General features: G+C 52.4%; 15 protein-coding genes and 1 tRNA gene. 10 read left to right on the top strand and 6 right to left on the bottom strand.

What is annotated here, in order from left to right:
- A complete protein-coding gene (locus tag ACTJIK_RS02575; RefSeq protein ID WP_440644716.1) occupies positions 1-702 on the top strand; it encodes a hypothetical protein in 702 nt (233 codons plus the stop codon).
- Here the strand turns inward: ACTJIK_RS02575 and ACTJIK_RS02570 are convergent.
- The 4 genes from ACTJIK_RS02570 to ACTJIK_RS02555 form a co-directional block, all read right to left on the bottom strand.
- Entirely contained in the window at positions 692-1,573 is an 882-nt protein-coding gene (locus ACTJIK_RS02570; RefSeq protein ID WP_440644715.1) for a M28 family peptidase, read from the bottom strand. The genes ACTJIK_RS02575 and ACTJIK_RS02570 overlap by 11 nt on opposite strands.
- Positions 1,574-1,680: 107 nt before the next feature.
- Positions 1,681-3,807, bottom strand: a complete 2,127-nt coding sequence (gene feoB, locus ACTJIK_RS02565; RefSeq protein WP_440644714.1) for a ferrous iron transport protein B — start codon at positions 3,805-3,807, stop codon at positions 1,681-1,683.
- 207 nt (positions 3,808-4,014) lie between these two features.
- Positions 4,015-5,814: a PspC domain-containing protein gene (locus ACTJIK_RS02560; RefSeq protein WP_440644713.1), complete on the bottom strand. Its 1,800-nt coding sequence runs from the start codon at positions 5,812-5,814 to the stop codon at positions 4,015-4,017.
- A 43-nt stretch (positions 5,815-5,857) separates the two neighbouring features.
- Complete coding sequence (locus tag ACTJIK_RS02555; protein ID WP_120518891.1) at positions 5,858-6,196, bottom strand: PadR family transcriptional regulator; 339 nt, start codon at positions 6,194-6,196, stop codon at positions 5,858-5,860.
- Positions 6,197-6,601: 405 nt separating this feature from the next.
- On the opposite strand from ACTJIK_RS02555, the gene ACTJIK_RS02550 reads away from it, so the two are divergent.
- The 3 genes from ACTJIK_RS02550 to ACTJIK_RS02540 all read left to right on the top strand — a co-directional run bounded on the left by ACTJIK_RS02550 (position 6,602) and on the right by ACTJIK_RS02540 (position 9,487).
- Positions 6,602-6,847, top strand: coding sequence for a hypothetical protein (locus ACTJIK_RS02550; protein WP_440644712.1), 246 nt, complete (start codon positions 6,602-6,604; stop codon positions 6,845-6,847).
- Positions 6,848-7,094: 247 nt separating this feature from the next.
- A complete protein-coding gene (locus ACTJIK_RS02545) occupies positions 7,095-8,744 on the top strand; it encodes a SulP family inorganic anion transporter (RefSeq protein ID WP_440644711.1) in 1,650 nt (549 codons plus the stop codon).
- A gap of 71 nt (positions 8,745-8,815) precedes the next feature.
- Positions 8,816-9,487, top strand: a complete 672-nt coding sequence (locus ACTJIK_RS02540) for a carbonic anhydrase family protein (protein ID WP_440644710.1) — start codon at positions 8,816-8,818, stop codon at positions 9,485-9,487.
- A gap of 65 nt (positions 9,488-9,552) precedes the next feature.
- Here the strand turns inward: ACTJIK_RS02540 and ACTJIK_RS02535 are convergent, their stop codons facing one another.
- Together ACTJIK_RS02535 and ACTJIK_RS02530 are read right to left on the bottom strand one after the other, a co-directional pair.
- Entirely contained in the window at positions 9,553-10,644 is a 1,092-nt protein-coding gene (locus ACTJIK_RS02535; protein ID WP_440644709.1) for a mannose-1-phosphate guanylyltransferase, read from the bottom strand.
- 3 nt (positions 10,645-10,647) lie between these two features.
- Positions 10,648-11,622, bottom strand: a complete 975-nt coding sequence (locus ACTJIK_RS02530; protein ID WP_440644708.1) for a KpsF/GutQ family sugar-phosphate isomerase — start codon at positions 11,620-11,622, stop codon at positions 10,648-10,650.
- Positions 11,623-11,792: 170 nt separating this feature from the next.
- On the opposite strand from ACTJIK_RS02530, the gene recQ reads away from it, so the two are divergent.
- The 6 genes from recQ to ACTJIK_RS02500 all read left to right on the top strand — a co-directional run bounded on the left by recQ (position 11,793) and on the right by ACTJIK_RS02500 (position 18,947).
- A complete protein-coding gene (recQ, locus tag ACTJIK_RS02525) occupies positions 11,793-13,994 on the top strand; it encodes a DNA helicase RecQ (protein WP_440644707.1) in 2,202 nt (733 codons plus the stop codon).
- Positions 13,995-14,071: 77 nt separating this feature from the next.
- Positions 14,072-14,144: transfer RNA gene (locus tag ACTJIK_RS02520), tRNA-Phe, on the top strand.
- Positions 14,145-14,508: 364 nt separating this feature from the next.
- Entirely contained in the window at positions 14,509-15,369 is an 861-nt protein-coding gene (locus ACTJIK_RS02515; RefSeq protein ID WP_440644706.1) for a ThuA domain-containing protein, read from the top strand.
- 15 nt (positions 15,370-15,384) lie between these two features.
- Positions 15,385-16,755: a putative oxidoreductase C-terminal domain-containing protein gene (locus ACTJIK_RS02510; RefSeq protein WP_440644705.1), complete on the top strand. Its 1,371-nt coding sequence runs from the start codon at positions 15,385-15,387 to the stop codon at positions 16,753-16,755.
- Positions 16,756-16,760: 5 nt separating this feature from the next.
- Positions 16,761-17,516 (top strand): SDR family NAD(P)-dependent oxidoreductase, encoded by a 756-nt coding sequence (locus ACTJIK_RS02505; RefSeq protein ID WP_440644704.1) that lies wholly within the window; start codon positions 16,761-16,763, stop codon positions 17,514-17,516.
- Between the two features lie 21 nt (positions 17,517-17,537).
- On the top strand, positions 17,538-18,947 hold the full coding sequence (locus ACTJIK_RS02500; protein ID WP_440644703.1) for a Gfo/Idh/MocA family protein: 1,410 nt from the start codon (positions 17,538-17,540) through the stop codon (positions 18,945-18,947).
- The last annotated feature ends 109 nt before the right edge of the window (positions 18,948-19,056 follow it).

Raw genomic sequence — 19,056 nt, 5'->3', positions numbered from 1 at the left:
ATGATCACAACTGCCATTGCACTGGTTTGCTGCTGCCTCGCCGGGCCGCTGAACCCGCAGGTAACGGGCGGGGAAAAGGTTTTGCCCATCTTAAAAAACATCCTGCCGGATTATCAAGCATCTTCGCCGCAACCCGGCCCGCCCCTGCGCAAAGAACCTATCATCAAAGTGGTGTTTGTTTCCGAAAACCGGCCGGAAGACCCTTCGTCAGACACCCTTTTTTATCACCAGCGCCACATTATCCCCGGCGATTTCCTCGGCAGAAGCAGCGCTTCGGGCAAGAGCGAGGCCGTCAGCTTCACCAGCTTTGCATTCGATGGAAGCACCCGCCAGTACCGCGACACGCTGGAGATACGGCTGGTTTTACAGGTCTTCTGGGTAAAAAGCTCCTCCTGGAGCCGGAGCATGCCGCCCAGCCGCCATGTGCTGGAGCACGAGCAGCTTCATTTTGATATCACACGCCTCGTTTCCGAACGTTTCCGGCGCAAAGTGCTTGCCATGCCGCTTACTATCGATGATCACGACAGCCGCATCCAATACGAATACCTTGAATCTTTCAGGGAAATGAACCGCATGCAGGAAGACTACGACAATGCCGTGTATGGCCCAAACACAAGCTCACAGCAGGTTTGGGCGCAACGCATCCGCAACGGACTGAAGGAACTGGGCGTGGAGCCGCCCATGCTGCCGCCTACTTATTGAATTCTTTTACCACCTCCAGTACGGCGCCTGCCGCGCGATAGAAGAAGGAAGGGTTGATCTTTTCAAATTCATCCGTCACTTTGTGATAGTCCGCATGATCTTCCACGCCGAAATACAGGAAGGGAATCTTCACTTTATGAAATTCGTAGTGATCGCTTTGCGAGGTCCAGTTCTGGCTGCCGTCCGTGGGTTTGTCGTGCCCGAAGGGCAGGCTCACCCTGCTGCGGACCGCCGCTGCGCTCACAGGCGCTTTCAGCGAGGGATACGGCGTGGTGCCGCAAACGTATAATTCGTTTTTATCGTTGTGGCTTACCATGTCCATATTGATGTTCAGGATGATCTTACCGGCAGGGACAGGCAGGCGGGCAACGAATGCTTTGGCGCCCTGCAGCCCCAGCTCTTCGGCATCAAACGCGGCGAATATGAGCTGGTATTTCGGCGGATGTTCCTTAAAATATTTCGCGATGGCCAGCAGCGTTGCCACGCCGGAAGCGTTATCGTCCGCGCCGTTGAAGATACTGTCCGCGCCTCCCGCGTTTTTGCTGATCCCCACATGATCGTAATGCGCGGAGATCACAATGAAGCTGTCCACCCGCCCGGGAATATACCCGTAAAGATTGGTGCCCATGATCTGCGGCTGCCCGAAATAAAAAGACTGTTCGAAAGTGTTGTTGAACTGGCTGAGCTTCAGCTGCTTCAGCCTGTCGAGCAGGTAGAACTGCGCCATGCGGTTGCCTCTGGTGCCGGTTTTGCGGCCTTCCATTTTGTCTGCGGAAAGGGTTTTCACGTCTTTCATCAGCTGCGCTGAATCTATCTGTGCATGGGCGTTGAGGGAAAACAGGATAGCTAAAATGGGAAGGATGTGTCTCATAATGCCGGGTTATTTTCTCAAAAATACCACTTCCGGGCTGATCGCGATCCACAAAAAAAACCGTTCCGGAAGCTTTCGGAACGGTTCCATATCATTATGCAATAAAGCTATTGAAAAATCTGGAACACGATCCAGCTGCAGACGTAGGCAATCGCGGTCATGTACACGAACTGGATGATGGGATATTTCCAGCTCTTCGTTTCCCGCTTCACGATGGCCAGCGTGCTCATACATTGCATGGCAAAGGCGTAGAATATCATCAGCGACAATCCCGTGGCCAGCGTGTATACCGGCGTTCCATCTATCCGCGTGGCGGAAGCCATTTTTTCACGGAGGGTAGCGTCTGTTTCATCGGCTTCGCCCACGCTGTAAAGCGTGGCCATGGTGCCTACAAACACTTCCCGCGCCGCGAAGGACGTGATCAGCGCAATGCCTATCTTCCAGTCGAAGCCGAGCGGCCTTACGGCGGGCTCTATGGCATGGCCGAGGATACCTGCGTAAGAATTGGCCAGCTTCTCGGACTGGAACTGGTGGTCGAGCTCCGCCAGCTGCGCGCTGTCTGTGGTTTGCGACTGCAGCTGCTCGTATTTCGCATGCACGGTCTGCATGGGTTTGGAGGGCCCGTATGAGGCGAGGAACCAGAGGATGATGGAAATGATCATGATCACCTTCCCTGCGTCCATCACGAATATTTTCGCTTTTTCCACCATGGTGGTACCTACGTTTTTCCAGCGGGGCGCGCGGTAAACGGGCAGTTCCATGATGAAATAACTTTTCTCCCTGATCTTAATAAATAATTTCATGACAGCCGCCACCAGGATGGCCATGAAGAACCCAAGCAGGTAAAGCCCCATCATCACGAGGCCTGGCAGGCTCAGGAAACCCAGCACCGGCTTGTCCGGTATTACCAGCGCGATCATGATCGTGTAAATGGGCAGGCGGGCGGAACAGCTCATGAGGGGCGTGATCATGATGGTGATCAGCCTTTCTTTCCGGTTCTCAATGTTCCTCGCGGCCATGATGGCAGGCACTGCGCAGGCCACACCGCTGATGAGCGGCATCACGGATTTGCCGTTGAGGCCCACCTGGCGCATCAGCCGGTCCGTCAGGAAGCTGATGCGGGCCATGTAGCCGGTATCTTCCAGCACCGTTATGAGCCCGAAAAGGATCATGATCTGCGGGATAAAAACGGCGATACCACCCAAACCGGCTATGACGCCGTTTACCAGCAGGTCGCTGAAGTTATTCTCTGGCAGGATGCCGGATACCCAGCCGCTCAGCGAGCCGAAACCGGCTTCTATGAGATCCATCGGGTAGCTGGCGATCCAGAAAATGCTCTGGAACAGCAGGAAGAGCACTACCAGCAGGATCAGGTAACCCCAGAACCGGTGTAGCAGCAGGTTGTCTATCCGCTCCGTTTGCAGTTGCTGCTGCAGGGGGTCGGTTTCCACCACGGTGCTGTTCATTATATGTTTGATGCGGGCGTAGCGCTGCATGATCTCTTCCGCCTGCACTTTGGTCTTGTTGAAATGATGCTGCTGCTGGAGGGCGCGGATGGATTGCTGGCCGGCTTTGTCAAGGAATTCCAGCTCGTCGTGGTTCACGGCCACGTGCAGGGCGGCGTAATCGCTGATGCCATGGATGCTTTGTTTCACGCCTTCGATCACGGCGGGGGCCAGCTGGTGATTGTCAATGAAATCGCGGGCCGGGGCGCCGAATTTTTCCTGCGCGATCAGCTCAATATTTTTTTTGAGGGCGGGAAGGCCTTTGTTCTTCCTCGGGTTGATAGCCACCACAGGCACGCCCAGCTCACGTTCCAGGCCGGCGAGGTCTATTTCTATGCCTTTCTTTTTCGCCAGGTCCATCATGGTAAGACCAATGATCACTGGCATTTTCAGGTCTATGATCTGGGAGCAGAAAAGGAGGTTGCGTTTGAGGTTGGAAGCATCAGCGATAATGAGGATCATATCCGGCCGGTCTTCCCCATTGGGGTTCAGCAGCACGTCGTAGGTCACGAATTCATCCGCGCTCTTGGGATACAGGCTGTAGGTACCGGGCAGGTCGATGATATTGGCATTCAGCAGGGGAGCAATGCGGGCAATACCGGTCTTTTTATCCACCGTTACCCCCGGGAAATTACTAACCTTCTGGTTTAATCCTGTCAGCGCATTAAAGAGAGAGCTCTTTCCGCTGTTCGGGTTGCCGACCAGCGCAATGTTTATTGGTACCTTCATCCTTATCTGATCCTTCAATTTTTGAATACGCAAAACTAGCAATTAAATAGCGAGGGGAATGATCGGATCGGGAAAAATGGAGGAACGGCGGCATTTTTAACGGAAATACAGGGGAAACGGGCCTCTTAAAGCAAAAAACCGCGGTGGATACCGCGGTTTTATCAGAATATTGTGAAACTAAACTTATTGTGACGAAATTTTGTCAGGTTATCTGGTAAAAGCGTTGCTGAAAACAAGGGTCAGTAGTCCTATTGCCGTGCTCCGCTTATTTTTCACCGCGCCTGAATCTTTTTGTTTGCTGTCTTCCACAGGCGTGGTATTCTCTTTCGGCGCTTCTTTCGCAGGCGCAGCGTTTCCGCGGGGGCCCTGGTAGCGGTAGTTCTGGTATACCGAATCCGTTCCGCGCTGCGCCGGGTCTTCCCTCACTTCAGGCTCCCAGCCGTTCTCGTTCATCTGTATTTCGATCACGCGCTCTTCATTCCAGTCGTAATCGTGGTTCCTCCACCATTTGTGGCCCCAGTCGTTGATGATGCGGCGTACATCGCGGTCCACGGTCACTTTGCGGCCTTTCGGCACATACACGTAGATCTCCACTTCCTGGTTGCGGTAGAGGGAATGGCGGGGGATGGAGAAGCCTCCGGGGACCAGCAGCACGGAATCTTTCTGGTGGATCTTGTAGCTGATCTCATTGGCCAGCATAGCCGCCTGACTGGAAGTCCGGCCATGGGAGGCTTTTTTTACCTCCACAGAGAAGCTATCTGTTGGGCTTTCGCGGAAAAACATCCTGATGTCGCCGATGATGGCGGTATCGTCCACAACCCGGAGACCATCGAAGATGTTCATCTCGTCTATTACCAGCATATCTTCCGCCTTGCGGATCACCAGCCGGCCGCTGGAAGGCTGGGTGATGAACACATCTTCCTTCACATAACGCTTGGCGCCGGTGAAATCTTTTGTGACGGAAACGGTCAGCCATACGGCGAAAACAAGACCCAGGATCCAAAAGAAGCCCAGGGTGTAACCTGCGTATTTATTCGTTTGTTTGATACCAGTCATTTTGCGCACCAGGAACAGTACCAGCGCGAGAATGGGAATGCCGATCAGCAGTGCCACGGCGGGCCAGAAAAGAACAGTCTGCGCGCCTGAGTCGAAAATGAGGTCTTTAACCGGAGCAAGGACCGCGGAAAAGATAGCGGCCATAATGAGGCCCACCACCAATAAGAAGAGCATCACCACGCCGAGGAACAGGAAGAAGCCTTTGGCCATGAAGCCGATGACGTTCAAGATCCCCCGGAAGAACCCTTCTATTGCAGATCCGGCATCTCTACCGAACTGTTTCCCGCGGCCCTCCGAAAAATTTCGGACGTCGTCTCCCATTTTTTCCATGCGGCTGCGGAAGGTGTTCATTTCTTCCTGCACGGTTGCCTTGATATTGTTAAGGTCTACCCGCTCGCCCCGCATTTCCAGTTTTTCCGCGGCTGTTACGGCCTCCGGAGTGGCAAACCAGAGAATGAAGTAGAGCACGATGCCGCCGCCGTACAGGCCAATGGCCATCAGGGCGAAAATGATGCGGAACACGATAGGGTCCACGTTGAAGTAAGCGCCCAGGCCGGAGCATACGCCGCCCAGCACTTTGTTGTCGGTATCGCGGTAGAATCTTTTACGGGGGCGGATGTACGGTGCGAATGAATCGGAGGCGGAAGAAGAGGTGTTGGATTGATTGGTATTCGCACTGCCACCGGCTTCTTCCCCGAACTGTTCGGGCGTGCCCATGGAAGTTTTAATGGCCTGCACATCCTCATCGGTGATGCAATGTGCGCCTTTACGGATCTTGTCCTGGAATATCTCTGCAATGCGGCTCTCGATATCTCCCACTATCTCATCTGCACCCTCTTCCTGCGAGAAGTAACGCTTGAGGCTGTCCAGGTACTGCCGCAGGATCTCGTAGGCACTGTCCTCTATGGGGATCAGGCGGCTGGACAAGTTTATGTTGATGATCTTTTTCATTTTCCAATCTTGTTTTTAGGTTTTAGGTAAACGGATGGGTCGTTTATTGGATGGTGTTAGGTTGAGTGAGTTGCTGCACGGCATTGGCCAGTTCGTTCCAGGTATTTTCCAGGTCCCGGTAAAAGAGCTCTCCTTTATCGGTCATGGAAAAATATTTCCGCGGGGGCCCCGAGCTGCTTTCCACCCAGCGGTAGGTGAGCAGTTCCGCATTTTTAAGGCGTGTTAAAAGCGGGTATAAGGTCCCTTCCAGGATATCCAGCTTCGCTTCTTTCATTTTTTCAATAATGTCTGAAGGGTAAGCCTCGCCTTGCTTGATGATGGAAAGGATGCAGAACTCAAGCACCCCTTTTCTCATCTGTGATTGTGTGTTGTCTATATTCATGGCAAGTGAGCTTTTTTAATGCCAGCCGACCAATATATCAGCTTGACGATACAAAGATAGAAAGAATTTACTACTATGCAATACACAATACCCTAGATTGCAAACTAATTTGCTTTGAACATTACCGGCTGAAATGTGGGAAATCGGCCATGGTGGCTGAGAAATAAGAACGGTGGGAGTTTTTGAGACAGCCGGATTTGTGATGAACGGTTTCAGGAAGGGATAAACAACACGGACTGCTATCAACTGTAAGTGCAAGGTTTATAATCTCTTATCATTTGATTTAACATTTTTTTGACCTTGCGGACTATGTTTTATAGTTTTAGGGGCTTATTTTTGCTTTTGTATAAGAAATCGATGAAAAAGTTACTCAGTATATTTCTCATAAGTCTGATGTGCATTCAGATGCTTCCGATCAAGGAGGTGGGGAAACTGCTGTTTTGTAACCAGATCGTGGAAGAGCATGTGGAAGGGGGCTGTTCCTCTAAAGGGCCCAAGCTCACCGGCGACCTGAACTTTCACCGTTATGCAGAGATGGAAACCGAGCTGAACCCCGAATTGTTTCTAAGCACCCTTAATTATAATTACTACGAAGAGATTCCCGCGAGTCCCATCCAGGAAATACAGACGCCTCCTCCCAACGTGGCGTAAGCTTAGATAACCTCCGCATGCGTGCCTTCACGCCATGCTTTCCCCTTTTTTTAATTGTATCAAGAACAGATCAGGCACCGATCCCGCAACTGCGGCTGATTTGACGGCTTTATGCATACCCGCATACCCGCGGTTTTGCCGCTCCGTCTTTCTGCACGCGGCCTTGCGAACCATTCCTGCACGCATTTCATGACTGCATGCAACAGGAGCGGCTTCAGTGCCAGGTATCTGTATAAACCATTCAAAGATGAGTACGAAGACTTCTATCTTCTCCAATATCAAGGGCGACCTGTCCTCCGGCCTTGTTGTATTCCTTATTGCTATCCCCTTGTGCCTGGGTATAGCCCTGGCTTCGGGCGCTCCCCTGTTTTCCGGCCTTATCGCCGGTATGTTAGGCGGCCTGGTGGTAGGCTTTTTCAGCGGCTCCCAGCTCAGCGTGAGCGGTCCTGCCGCCGGGCTCATTACTATCGTTGCCGCCGCCATCCTCAAACTGGGCTCTTTTGAAGCCTTTTTGATGGCGGTATTTATTGCCGGCGGCCTCCAGCTGATCCTCGGTTTCGTTAAAGCAGGCATCATCGCGAACTACTTTCCGTCGAACGTTATTACCGGTATGCTGACGGCTATCGGCATCAGCATCATCCTTACGCAAATTCCTCATGCCTTCGGGCACGATGAGCAGGCGGAAGGACAGCTTGCTTTCATCCAGGTAAGCGGGGAAAACATTATTTCCTCCGCGCTGAACAGCATCCGGCATATACAATTAGGCGCGGCGGTCATTACGCTGGTTTCTATCTTCATCCTGCTGTATTGGTCTAAAGTGCCTAAGCTGGGAGCTATCCCGGCAGCGCTGGTGGCCGTTCTTGCAGGCGTTGGCCTTAACCAGCTTTTTATCGCGACCGGTTCAAACCTCGCCCTCGAGCAATCGCACCTGGTAACGCTGCCGGTAGCGGAATCCTTCAACGGCTTTGTCAGCCAGTTCTCGCTGCCTGATTTCAGCCAGCTGGTGAACGGGCAGATATGGATCACCGGCGCCACCATAGCGCTGGTAGCTTCTATCGAAACATTGCTGAACCTCGAAGCCACGGACAAGCTGGATCCCCTGAAAAGATATTCCGATCCAAACAAGGAACTGCGCGCGCAGGGTATTGCCAACATGGCCAGCGGCCTGATCGGCGGCCTGCCCATCACTTCCGTGATCGTACGTTCTTCCGCGAACATCAACGCCGGCGGCCGCACCAAGCTGGCTACCATGACCCACGGCCTGCTGCTGCTGGTGTGCGCCGCGCTGATACCGGTGCTGCTGAACCACATCCCGCTGTCTACCCTCGCAGGCGTACTGCTGGTAACCGGCTACAAGCTGTGCAAGCCCACGGTGTTCAAGGCGATGTTCGCCAAAGGCAAATACCAGTGGATCCCCTTCATGGTAACCGTGCTGGTGATCGTGTTCACCAACCTGCTGATGGGCGTGGCCGTAGGCCTCGGCGTAAGCGTGCTGTTCATCATGATCGGCAACATGAAAGCGCCGTACTTCTTCCAAAAAGAGAAATACCGTACCGGCGACCTGTTCAACCTTGAGCTGAGCCAGGAAGTATCTTTCCTCAATAAAGCCAACATCCTGCTTACGCTGGATAAAATGCCGGAAAACTGCACCGTGGTGATAGATGCGAGCAAAACCGTTTATATCGACCAGGATGTGCTGGATATTATCCGGGAATTCACCCAGATCAAGGCTCCGCAGAAAAAGATCAAAGTGGTGCTGAAAGGATTTAAAGACGCATACAAGATCAACAATACCGACCATTTATTCCTGGAGCACCACCAGGAAAAGGAAAAGCCGCCGGTTACCATTACCAACGGTACGCACAAGGACCTTTTAAAAGAGTTATCAGTCAATTGAGTATACAGGCAAGGCCTTTTCAGAGAAATACCAGTAAACGTAAATCAAGAACAGTTAAAACAAAGACAAAAATGAGGACGTTAAATAAAGACATTCAGAACAGCCTTACTCCGGAAACCGCCCTTGAAATACTGCGTAAGGGCAACGAAAGATTCGTTGGCAACCTGCGCGCGCACCGCAACCTGCTGGAGCAAGTGAACGAAACCAAGGAAGGCCAGTGGCCTTTTGCCGCCATCGTGAGCTGTATGGACAGCCGTACCTCCGCCGAACTGATCTTCGATCAGGGGCTGGGAGACATCTTCAGCATTCGTTTAGCCGGCGCCGTTATTTCCGATAACGTGCTGGGCAGCCTGGAATACGCCTGCAAAGTAGCCGGGTCAAAGATCATCGTGGTGCTCAACCACACGCACTGCGGAGCCATCAAAGGCGCCTGCGACGGCGTTGAAATGGGCAACCTCACCGGCCTGCTGGGCAAGATCCGCCCGGCGGTATTCCAGGAAAAAACTTTTAAAGAGAACCGTACTTCCAGGAACCCGGATTTCGTGGATGCAGTAGCGAATATTCACACCGAACGCTCGGTACAAACCATTCTTGAGCAAAGCTCTATTCTCGCGGGCCTGATAGACCGCGGCGAAGTAGGCATCATAGGAGCCATGTATGATGTTGAGACAGGCGTGGTAACCTTCCACGAGCATACCAAGCGGATAGGACAACCGCTGCACGTGGTGGAACAAACAGCCTGAGCCTGAAAAAGCAAAAGCCGGAAGAGCAGTCACTTCCGGCTTTTTTTATGTCTTGTGCGTTCAGCTTACATGTATTTGTCGCCCTTGTGGCGTTTCACTTCCGCCACATACTCCTTGATCTGCTGCTCATTCTCTTTTTTGCAGATCAGCAGCACATCCGTAGTGTCTATCACGATCATATCGTCCAGCCCCTGCAGCAGCACCAGCTTATCGTTCGGCGCTTTCACCATGCATTTCGTGGCGTCTATCACCATCACGTTCTTTCCCTGTACGGCGTTGCCCAGGTAATCCTTTTCCAGGTTCTCATACGCGGAAGCCCAGGTACCAAGGTCGCTCCAGCCAAAGTTGGAAGGGATCACATACACATTGTCCGCCTTTTCCATGATGCCGTAATCGATGGAGAGGTTGGTGCATTGTGAATAGATGCGGTCTATCACATCTTTTTCCTTCGGGGTGTTCAGTACCTCGTGCTCCGCCACGAACAGCTCGTCCATTTCGGGAAGGTATGCGGCAAAGGCCTGCAGGATGGATTTGGAATTCCACACAAAAATGCCGGCGTTCCAAAGGAAATCCCCGCTTTTCAGGAAGGTTTTGGCCAGTTCCAGGTTGGGCTTTTCGGTGAAGGTTTTCACTTTGTACACGTTATCCGCCACCTGCTCTGTTTCGTACTGGATGTAGCCGTAGCCGGTATCCGGCCGGGTGGGCTTGATGCCGAGCGTGAGCAGCGCGTTGTTCTTTTGTGCAAAGAGCAGCGCGTTGAGGCAGGTGCTGGTGAAGTTGGTAGGATCCATGATGAGATGGTCCGCCGGGGCGCAGATGATACTGGCCTTGGGGTCCTTTTTATGGATCTTGTGGGAAATATACGCCACGCAGGGCGCAGTATTTTTCCTGGAGGGCTCGCTCACAATATTGGCTACCGGGAGGTTGGGCAGCTGTTTGCCTACAGTATCTGCATACTGGTGGTGCGTAACCACGTAGATATTTTCTTCAGGAATGAACTGCGTGAACCTGTCGTAGGTCCATTGCAGGAGGGTTTTCCCCGTATTGAGGATATCCAGGAACTGCTTGGGATAGTCCGTGCGGCTATAAGGCCAGAAACGGCTGCCAATACCTCCGGCCATAATGGCCACGTAAAAATGATTGTTCAACGGTGTCATCGCTCAAATAATTCCTTCTCTGATTAAATCGTGTAAATGTATAATTCCATGATACTGATCACCTTTCATGACCAGGAGTTGCGTTATGTCGTATTCCCGCATCAGCTCCAGCGCATTCACCGCCAGCTCGTCGTGCTGGATGGTTTTGGGGTTGCGGCTCATGATGTCCCCGGCTTTTACCCCGGCCGCGTCCATGTTCTTTTCGAGCATACGCCGCAGGTCTCCGTCCGTAATAATGCCCTGAAGGCGGTCTTCCCCGTCCACCACGCCGGTAACGCCCAGCATTTTGGAGGATATTTCCACGATCACTTCGCGGAGGGTGCTTTCCAGCTTTACTTTCGGCACCTGGTGAAGACGGCTGAGGTCTGCTACCCTGAGGTAGAGTTTTTTCCCCAAAGTGCCGCCCGGATGGAACTTCGCGAAGTCTTCCGCCGTGAACCCTTTCATCTCGATCAGGCAAACCGCCAGCGCGTCGCCCATTACCATCTGGGCCGTGGTGCTGGATGTAGGGGCCAGGTTATTGGGGCAGGCCTCCTGTGTAACTGACGTATTGAGCACAAAATGTGCCGATTGCGACAGGTAGGAATCCACTTTCCCTACGATGGCCACCAGGGTATTGCCCAGGTTTTTTACCAGGGGAACCAGTATTTTTATCTCCGGCGATTCCCCGCTTTTGGATATGCACATCACCACATCGTCCGGGGTGATCATCCCCAGATCGCCGTGAATAGCGTCTGCAGCGTGCATAAATAAAGCAGGTGTGCCGGTGGAATTGAGGGTTGCCACTATCTTTTGGGCTATGATAGCGCTTTTGCCGATGCCGGTGATCACCACGCGGCCCTGGCAGCGGGCGATCAGCTCCACTGTTTGTTCAAAGTCATCATCGATAAATTGCTCCAAACTCTCAATGGCAGCAGATTCCAGCCTGATGGTCCTTTTCCCTGTTTCCCGGATATTTACGGTGGTCTTCTGTTTCATGCGACAACTGCAAATTTATCATTTTTTAAGCAAGGGGCCGCGACCATATAATTTATATTGACACAAAGGGGTTTTTTCAGTAATTTCGTGTCCCCCAAAAATACATGTTGAATAATTTTCATCTATCGGCAGGCGGTTTACGCCTGAATTACAAGTAAAACATAAATGTGATGGCTGTTGCAAAGGTAAGTTTGTTGGATGCATTACACGAACATTTTGGGTTCGATTCCTTCAAAGGGAATCAGGAGAAGATTATTAAAAGCATACTTTCCGGAAAAGATACATTCGTGATCATGCCAACAGGTGGCGGTAAATCTTTATGTTACCAGCTGCCAGCACTGATGAGCCCCGGGGTGGCGCTTATCGTGAGCCCGTTGATTGCGCTGATGAAAAACCAGGTAGACCTGATACGTTCATACAGCAGCAAAGACAACGTGGCGCATTTCCTCAATTCCACCCTCACCAAGGCGCAGATCAAAAAAGTGCGCACAGACCTGCAGTCCGGCAAAACCAAAATGCTGTACGTAGCGCCTGAAACCCTTACCAAACAAGAGAATATCGACTTCTTCCGCGAGCTGGAGATATCTTTTATCGCGGTAGACGAAGCGCATTGTATCTCCGAATGGGGGCACGACTTCCGCCCGGAATACCGGCGCCTTAAGGAAATGATAGACCTGATCGGCACCAACCTGCCCGTTATCGCCCTTACGGCTACGGCTACGCCCAAGGTGCAGAGCGACATCGTGAAGAACCTGGAGCTGAGAACGCCCGAGATCTTCATTTCCTCCTTCAACCGCCCCAACCTCTATTACGAGATCAGGCCGAAACGCAAGAAGGATCAGACTATCAAGGAAATTGTCAAGTTTATCCACCTGCATAAAGGCAAAAGCGGCATTATCTATACCCTGAACCGCAAAACCACCGAGGAGCTGGCAGACATGCTGGTGGCCAACGGCATCAAAGCTGTAGCCTACCACGCCGGCCTGGACTCCGGTACCCGTGCCCTGCGCCAGGATATGTTCCTGATGGAGGAAGTGGAGGTGATCGTGGCCACCATCGCCTTCGGCATGGGGATAGACAAGCCTGACGTACGATTCGTTATACATTACAATATTCCGAAAAGCCTGGAGAACTATTACCAGGAAACCGGCCGTGGCGGCCGCGACGGGCTGGAAGGGCTTTGCCTTTGTTTTTATTCCTATAAAGACGTGCAGAAGCTGGAGCACCTGATGCGGGACAAGCCTCTTTCCGAACGGGAAATGGGCGCCCAGCTGATCAACGAAACCGTGGCCTACGCCGAAAGCGCCGTTTGCCGCCGCAAAGTGATCCTGCATTACTTCGGCGAGAAATATGAAACGGAAAACTGCGGCAAATGCGACAACTGCCGCAACCCGAAGGAAAAGATAGAGGTGAAGAACCGCGTGGTGATCGCTTTAAAGGCTATTTCCAGCCTCGAAGAGCGTTTCGGTTCCGATTATGTGATCAATATCATCACCGGCAAATCCAACCCGCAGATCAGCACTTTCCAGCACGATAAGCTGGATGTGTTCGGAGAAGGGAAAGAATTTGACGCGCATTTCTGGAACTCGCTGCTGCGCCAGATGATGCTGGAAGGCCTCATCGAAAAGGATATTGAAGAATACGGCCTGCTCAAGATCACGGACAAGGGTAAGAAATTCATGAAAAAGCCTTTCTCCATCTACGTGGCGCTCAACCACCAGTTTGATGAAGATGGCGGCGACGATGACGAGAACGCAGGCGGCGAAGCCACGCTTTCGGCAGACACTGTGCTGTTCGAAATGCTGAAGGAGCTCCGCAAAAAAGTAGCCAAGGAAAAGAACCTGCCCCCGTTTGTGATCTTCCTCGAAACCTCGCTGGAAGACATGGCGACGCAATACCCCACCACCGTGCAGGAACTGGAAAAGATCCAGGGTGTGAGCAAAGGCAAGGCCATCCGCTACGGTAAAAAGTTCGTGGACGTGATCTCGAAATACGTGGAAGAGAACGACATCGTGAAACCGGACGACTTCGTGATGAAAAGTGTGGTCAACAAAAGCGGCCTGAAAGTTTTCATCATCCAGAACATCGATAAAAAGATGCCGCTGGAAACCATCGCCAAAAACAAAGAATTAAGCATCCCCCAGCTGCTGGACGAAATGGAAACCATCGTAGCCAGCGGTACCAAGCTGAACCTGGATTATTGCATCGATGAGGAGCTGGACGATTATGCGCAGGACGAGATCATCGAATACTTCAAAGGCTGTGAAACATCCAGCCTGCAAGTGGCCAAGGAAGAACTGACGGAAGGGGAATACACGATCGAACAGCTGAAACTGATGCGTATCAAATTCCTCGTGGAATACGGTAACTGACGAGGAATTTTTCCTAACCTATTGGTTTTTTGAAAGATTGTCTTACTTTTGCATTCCCCTTTACAAACGGGATGCCTGGTGTGGTAGCTCAGTTGGTAGAGCAATGGACTGAAAATCCATGTGTCGCCGGTTCGATCCCGGCCCTCACCACGAAAAAAGCGCTCGATGTCCGAGCGCTTTTTTTATGCGGTAAACCCTGTTAAAACTCCTTCCTGCACTTGTTCGCACTTTCATAAAGAAAAGAATATTTATATCTTTAAGGCAATCGATTGCAAACAATGCCTGGAGATGTGTTTTTATAACGGACGAAATATCATCGTTCAAGAAACAACTACCAAAAAACAATGAAAGAGAGTACCGGCCATCCGCATGTTCAAACGTTGTAATTGCGGGTGAAGCGGCTAATTGTCACGCGGTTATTGGTTTCCCCATATGGGATGATTACTTTTAATCACGGCCGCGTTATGAAACTGGGAGCCGCCACGTATTCCACTTTTAATTATTTTCTCTGCATATGACAGGTAAGCGCTTTAACAGACCATTCATTTTACTGGTATTATTTTGTTTCGCCGTATACGGCATGGCCTGCCGCTCCACTGCCGGCACGGCGGAGGTGAACTGGAAAAAGACCCGCGTGCTGGTTTATACCAAAAACGGGAAGGGTTTTGTGCACGACAATATTCCCAGCGCCGTAGCGGCATTTAAAAAGATGGGAACGGATCACGGGTTTGCGGTGGATGTTTCCGAAGACCCTTCGGTGTTTACCGACGAGAACCTCGGCAAATATGACGCGCTCGTTTTCGCCAGTACCAACAACGAAGTTTTTGATACGGATGCACAAAAAGTGGCTTTCATGCGCTATATTCAATCCGGCGGCGGGTTTATGGGGGTTCACTCGGCTATCGGCACGGAGCGTAAGTGGACCTGGTTCAAGATGATGATCGGCGGAACTTTCAGCTGGCATGCGAAATTCCAGCAATTTTCCGTTCAGGTGATAGATCCTAAACACCCGTCTATGGCCAATGTGCCGAAAGTATGGACGCGGGAGGACGAATGTTATTTTTCAAAGGAAATGTATCCCGGCATCAAAACGCTGATGGCGCATGATGTATCCAGCCTGAAGATCGTGAACGACACCATACTCGCCAAAAACCAGGGCTCTTTCGGTAATAATTATCCCGCGGTATGGTACCAGCACTTCGATGGCGGGCATATCTGGTTCACTTCGCTGGGCCATCACATGCGGGACTATGCTGAGCCCGTTTTTGTGAACCACCTGTATGAAGGCCTCCGCTGGGTGGTGAGCCAGAGTGGCCGCCGCGACCTTTCAAAAGCTTATGCCACCAGCCCGGCCACGCCGGTGCGGTATGAATAAACACAAACGCAAACCATGAAATACAACAGCTACATCATGGGAGCAGCCCTCCTGGCAGCGGCCTGCAATCCCCCGGCACCAAAAGAAGAACAACAACAGATGGTACACCTCATCACCCTGGCTCCCGGGCACTTCCATGCCGCCCTTGTCCAGAAAAGCACTACTCCCGGCATCGACAGCGTCGTGAACGTGTACGCACCCGAAGGCCCGGAACTGGAGGCGCACATGAGCCTCATCAACCAATATAACTCCCGGCCGGATAATCCTACTCATTGGAAAGAAGAGGTGTATACCGGACCGGACTTCCTGGAAAAAATGACCGCCGGCCCGAAAGGAAGCGTGGTAGTGATTGCCGGGAATAACCACGACAAAACCAAATACATCAGCACCGCGGTGCAGGCCGGTATGAATGTGCTCGCGGATAAACCAATGGCCATTACCACGGAAGATTTCGAGTCGCTGAAAAATTCTTTCACAGCTGCCGCTGAAAAAAAAGTGCTGCTGTACGACATCATGACCGAACGCTCCGAGATCACCAATATCCTGCAAAAAGAGCTGATCCACCAGCCCGCGGTATTCGGCGAGTTGCAGCCCGGCACGGTAGAGAAGCCCACCATCGAAATTGAAAGCATCCATCATTTTTATAAAATGGTATCCGGTAAGCCGCTCCGCCGGCCGGCCTGGTTCTTCGATCCTTCCCAGCAGGGCGACGCCAACGTGGACGTGAACACTCACCTGGTAGATCTCGCACACTGGATGCTGTTCGACACCACGGCGCTCAGCTACCAGTCAGACATCAAGCTGACCAAAGCAGACAAATGGAGAACACCGCTTACGCTCAGCCAGTTCAGCACCATCACCGGCGCCGCCGCTTTCCCGGACTTCCTGAAATCGTTCGTAAAACAGGATACCATCGTGGAAGTAGCCGCCAACGGTACACTGCATTATGCGGTGAAAGGAATAAACGTACGTGCGTCTGCGTTATGGAACTTCCAGGCGCCTGAAGGCGGTGGAGACTCCCACTACGCCATTGCCCGCGGCACCAGGGCCAACATCGTGATCCGCCAGGGAAAAGAAGAGAACTGGAAACCGGAGATCTATGTTGAGCCGGTTACCACTGAAGCAGGTTACGAACAGGCATTACAGGCCGCCATCCAGCAGCTCGCCGGAAAATACCCCGGCATTACGCTGGAAAAGCAGGATAAGCGCTGGAAAATACAGATCCCGGATAATCTGAAAACCGGCCATGAGGCCCACTTTACAGAAGTGCTGCAACGTTACCTGCAATTCCTGAAAGCAGGCAAGGTGCCCGACTGGGAAGTGATGAATATGATCGCGAAATACTATGTTACTACTGCCGGCCAGGCTATGGCCAAAGAAAAATAGTGAACATGAATGAGTTCAATCTGTCAGGCAAGCTGGTACTTGTTACCGGCGGAGGCTCGGGCCTTGGCCTTTCCATGGCCAGCACCTTTATCCGTTACGGAGCCAGGGTGATCATTGCCGGCCGCAGGGAAAACGTGCTGCAGGATGCGGTGAAAGAACTGGGACCGCAGGCATCGTTTATCACCGCGGATCTTTCTGCGCTGGAAAATATCCCGGCGCTGGTAGAGCGCATCGAAAAAGACTTCGGTCCGATTGACGTACTGGTGAACAACGCCGGCATCCATCTGAAAAAAGATGCGCTGGACGTAACGGACGCGGAATTCGAGAACGTAGTGCGTACTAATCAATCCGCCGTATTTGCGCTCTCCCGCGAAGTGGCGCGCAAGATGATCCCGCGCAGGAAAGGCAGCATCGTAATGGTCAGCTCTATGGCCAGCCGTTACGGCATCCCGAAGGTGATCGCCTACACCGCCGCAAAGTCTGCCATTGAAGGCATGACGAAAGCGCTGGCAGTGGAGTGGTCTCCCGCCGGCATCCGCATCAACTGCATTGCGCCGGGGTTTATTGAAACAGAAATGTCTGCCAAAGCATTGAACAACGACCCGGAGCGCAAAAGCAAAGTGCTGGGCCGCACACCCATGCAAAAGCTGGGCAAGCCCGAAGACGTGGGCCTGGCGGCGGTTTTCCTTGCCTCAGACGCGGCCGGTTTTATTACGGGCGCCAGCCTGGCGGTAGACGGCGGCAATTCCATCGGTTTTTAAAAATCTAAATCCATATTCCACATGCATTCCAAGAAAACTGGCCAGGAATCTTCCCGCAGGAAATTCCTGAAAAATTCCATCAAAGGGGCCGTAGGCACACTGGCGCTTACTAATCTGCCCACCATTGTACCAGCCCATGTAGTGAAAGGCCCGATGGCGCCGAGTAACCGCATCAACATCGGCGCCATCGGCAACGGCCGCATTTCCAGGGAACACGATATGCCCGGCGTTTGGAAATATGACCAGGCCAGGATTCTTGCCGTATGCGACCTGGATAAGAACCGCGTGGAGTCTGCCCGCAAGCTGGTGAATGACTACTACTCTAAAAAAACCGGACAGACCTCCGATGCGGTAAAAGCATATGAAAACTACGAGGAACTGCTTGCAAATAAAGACATCGACGCGGTGATCATCAGCACGCCCGACCACTGGCACGTAATGCCGGCTGTGGCGGCAGTGCGCGCGGGCAAAGACGTGTACATGCAGAAGCCGGCTTCGCTTACCATTGCGGAAGGCCGCTTCCTCAGCAACGAAGTGCATAAAACCGGGCGCATCCTCCAGATCGGCAGCCAGCAACGTTCCATGCCGCAGTTCAAAAGAGCCTGCGAGCTGGTGCGCAACGGCCGCATCGGCAAGCTGCATACCATTTATGTAGGCCTGCCGATCGATAACCCGGCTGAAAGCACGGTGGAGCAAGACATGCCGGTTCCCGCCTCTCTCAATTATGAAAAATGGCTGGGCGAAACACCGATAGTGCCATATACGCTCAAGCGGGTACACCCGCTCAACGACTTTTCAAGACCAGGCTGGCTGCGCTGCGAACAGTTCGGCGCCGGTATGATCACGGGCTGGGGCGCCCACCACTTCGATATTGTGAACTGGGGAATGGGAACGGAATATACCGGCCCAATCGAGATCACGGCATCAGCGGAATTTCCGAAGCCCGGTAATCTCTGGGACGTACATGGCCCGTTCAAATCAGAGAACCTTTATGCCAACGGCGTGAAAGTGCTGGCCAGCAACAGCTACCCCAACGGCGTAAAATTCGTTGGCTCTGAAGGCTGGATCTTCGTTTCCCGCGGCAGCTATTCAGCTACGGCCAACGATCCCACCCAGGCCGCGAAGAACAGCAAGGCCCTCGATGCCAGCGATCCAAAAATCCTCAGCTCCGTAATAGGGGAGAACGAAATAAAACTGGTGGACAGCAAAGACCATCACGGCAACTGGCTGGAATCCATTGTAAGCCGCAATTCACCCATCACCCCGATCGAAGTAGGGCACCGCGCCTGCACCGTTTGCCTGCTGAACCATGCGGGCATGAAACTGAAGCGCAAGCTCTACTGGGATCCCGTGCTGGAGCGGTTCAAAAATGATGATGAAGCAAATCTTATGTTAAGCAGGCCGCAACGCTGGCCTTATATCCTCGCTTAACACTGGCGGAAGGGAACAGGGCGTATCTATACAGGTACGCCCTTTTTATTTCATGATTATTCTTCAGAGCTGGCGCAAGTCTGCGGCGCAGGCCCGCGCGTGAGCCTAC

Source organism: Chitinophaga sp. 22620, from assembly GCF_052044405.1.
In the GTDB taxonomy this organism is placed as follows: Bacteria; Bacteroidota; Bacteroidia; order Chitinophagales; family Chitinophagaceae; genus Chitinophaga.
This window is presented reverse-complemented; position numbering and strand designations above follow the sequence as displayed.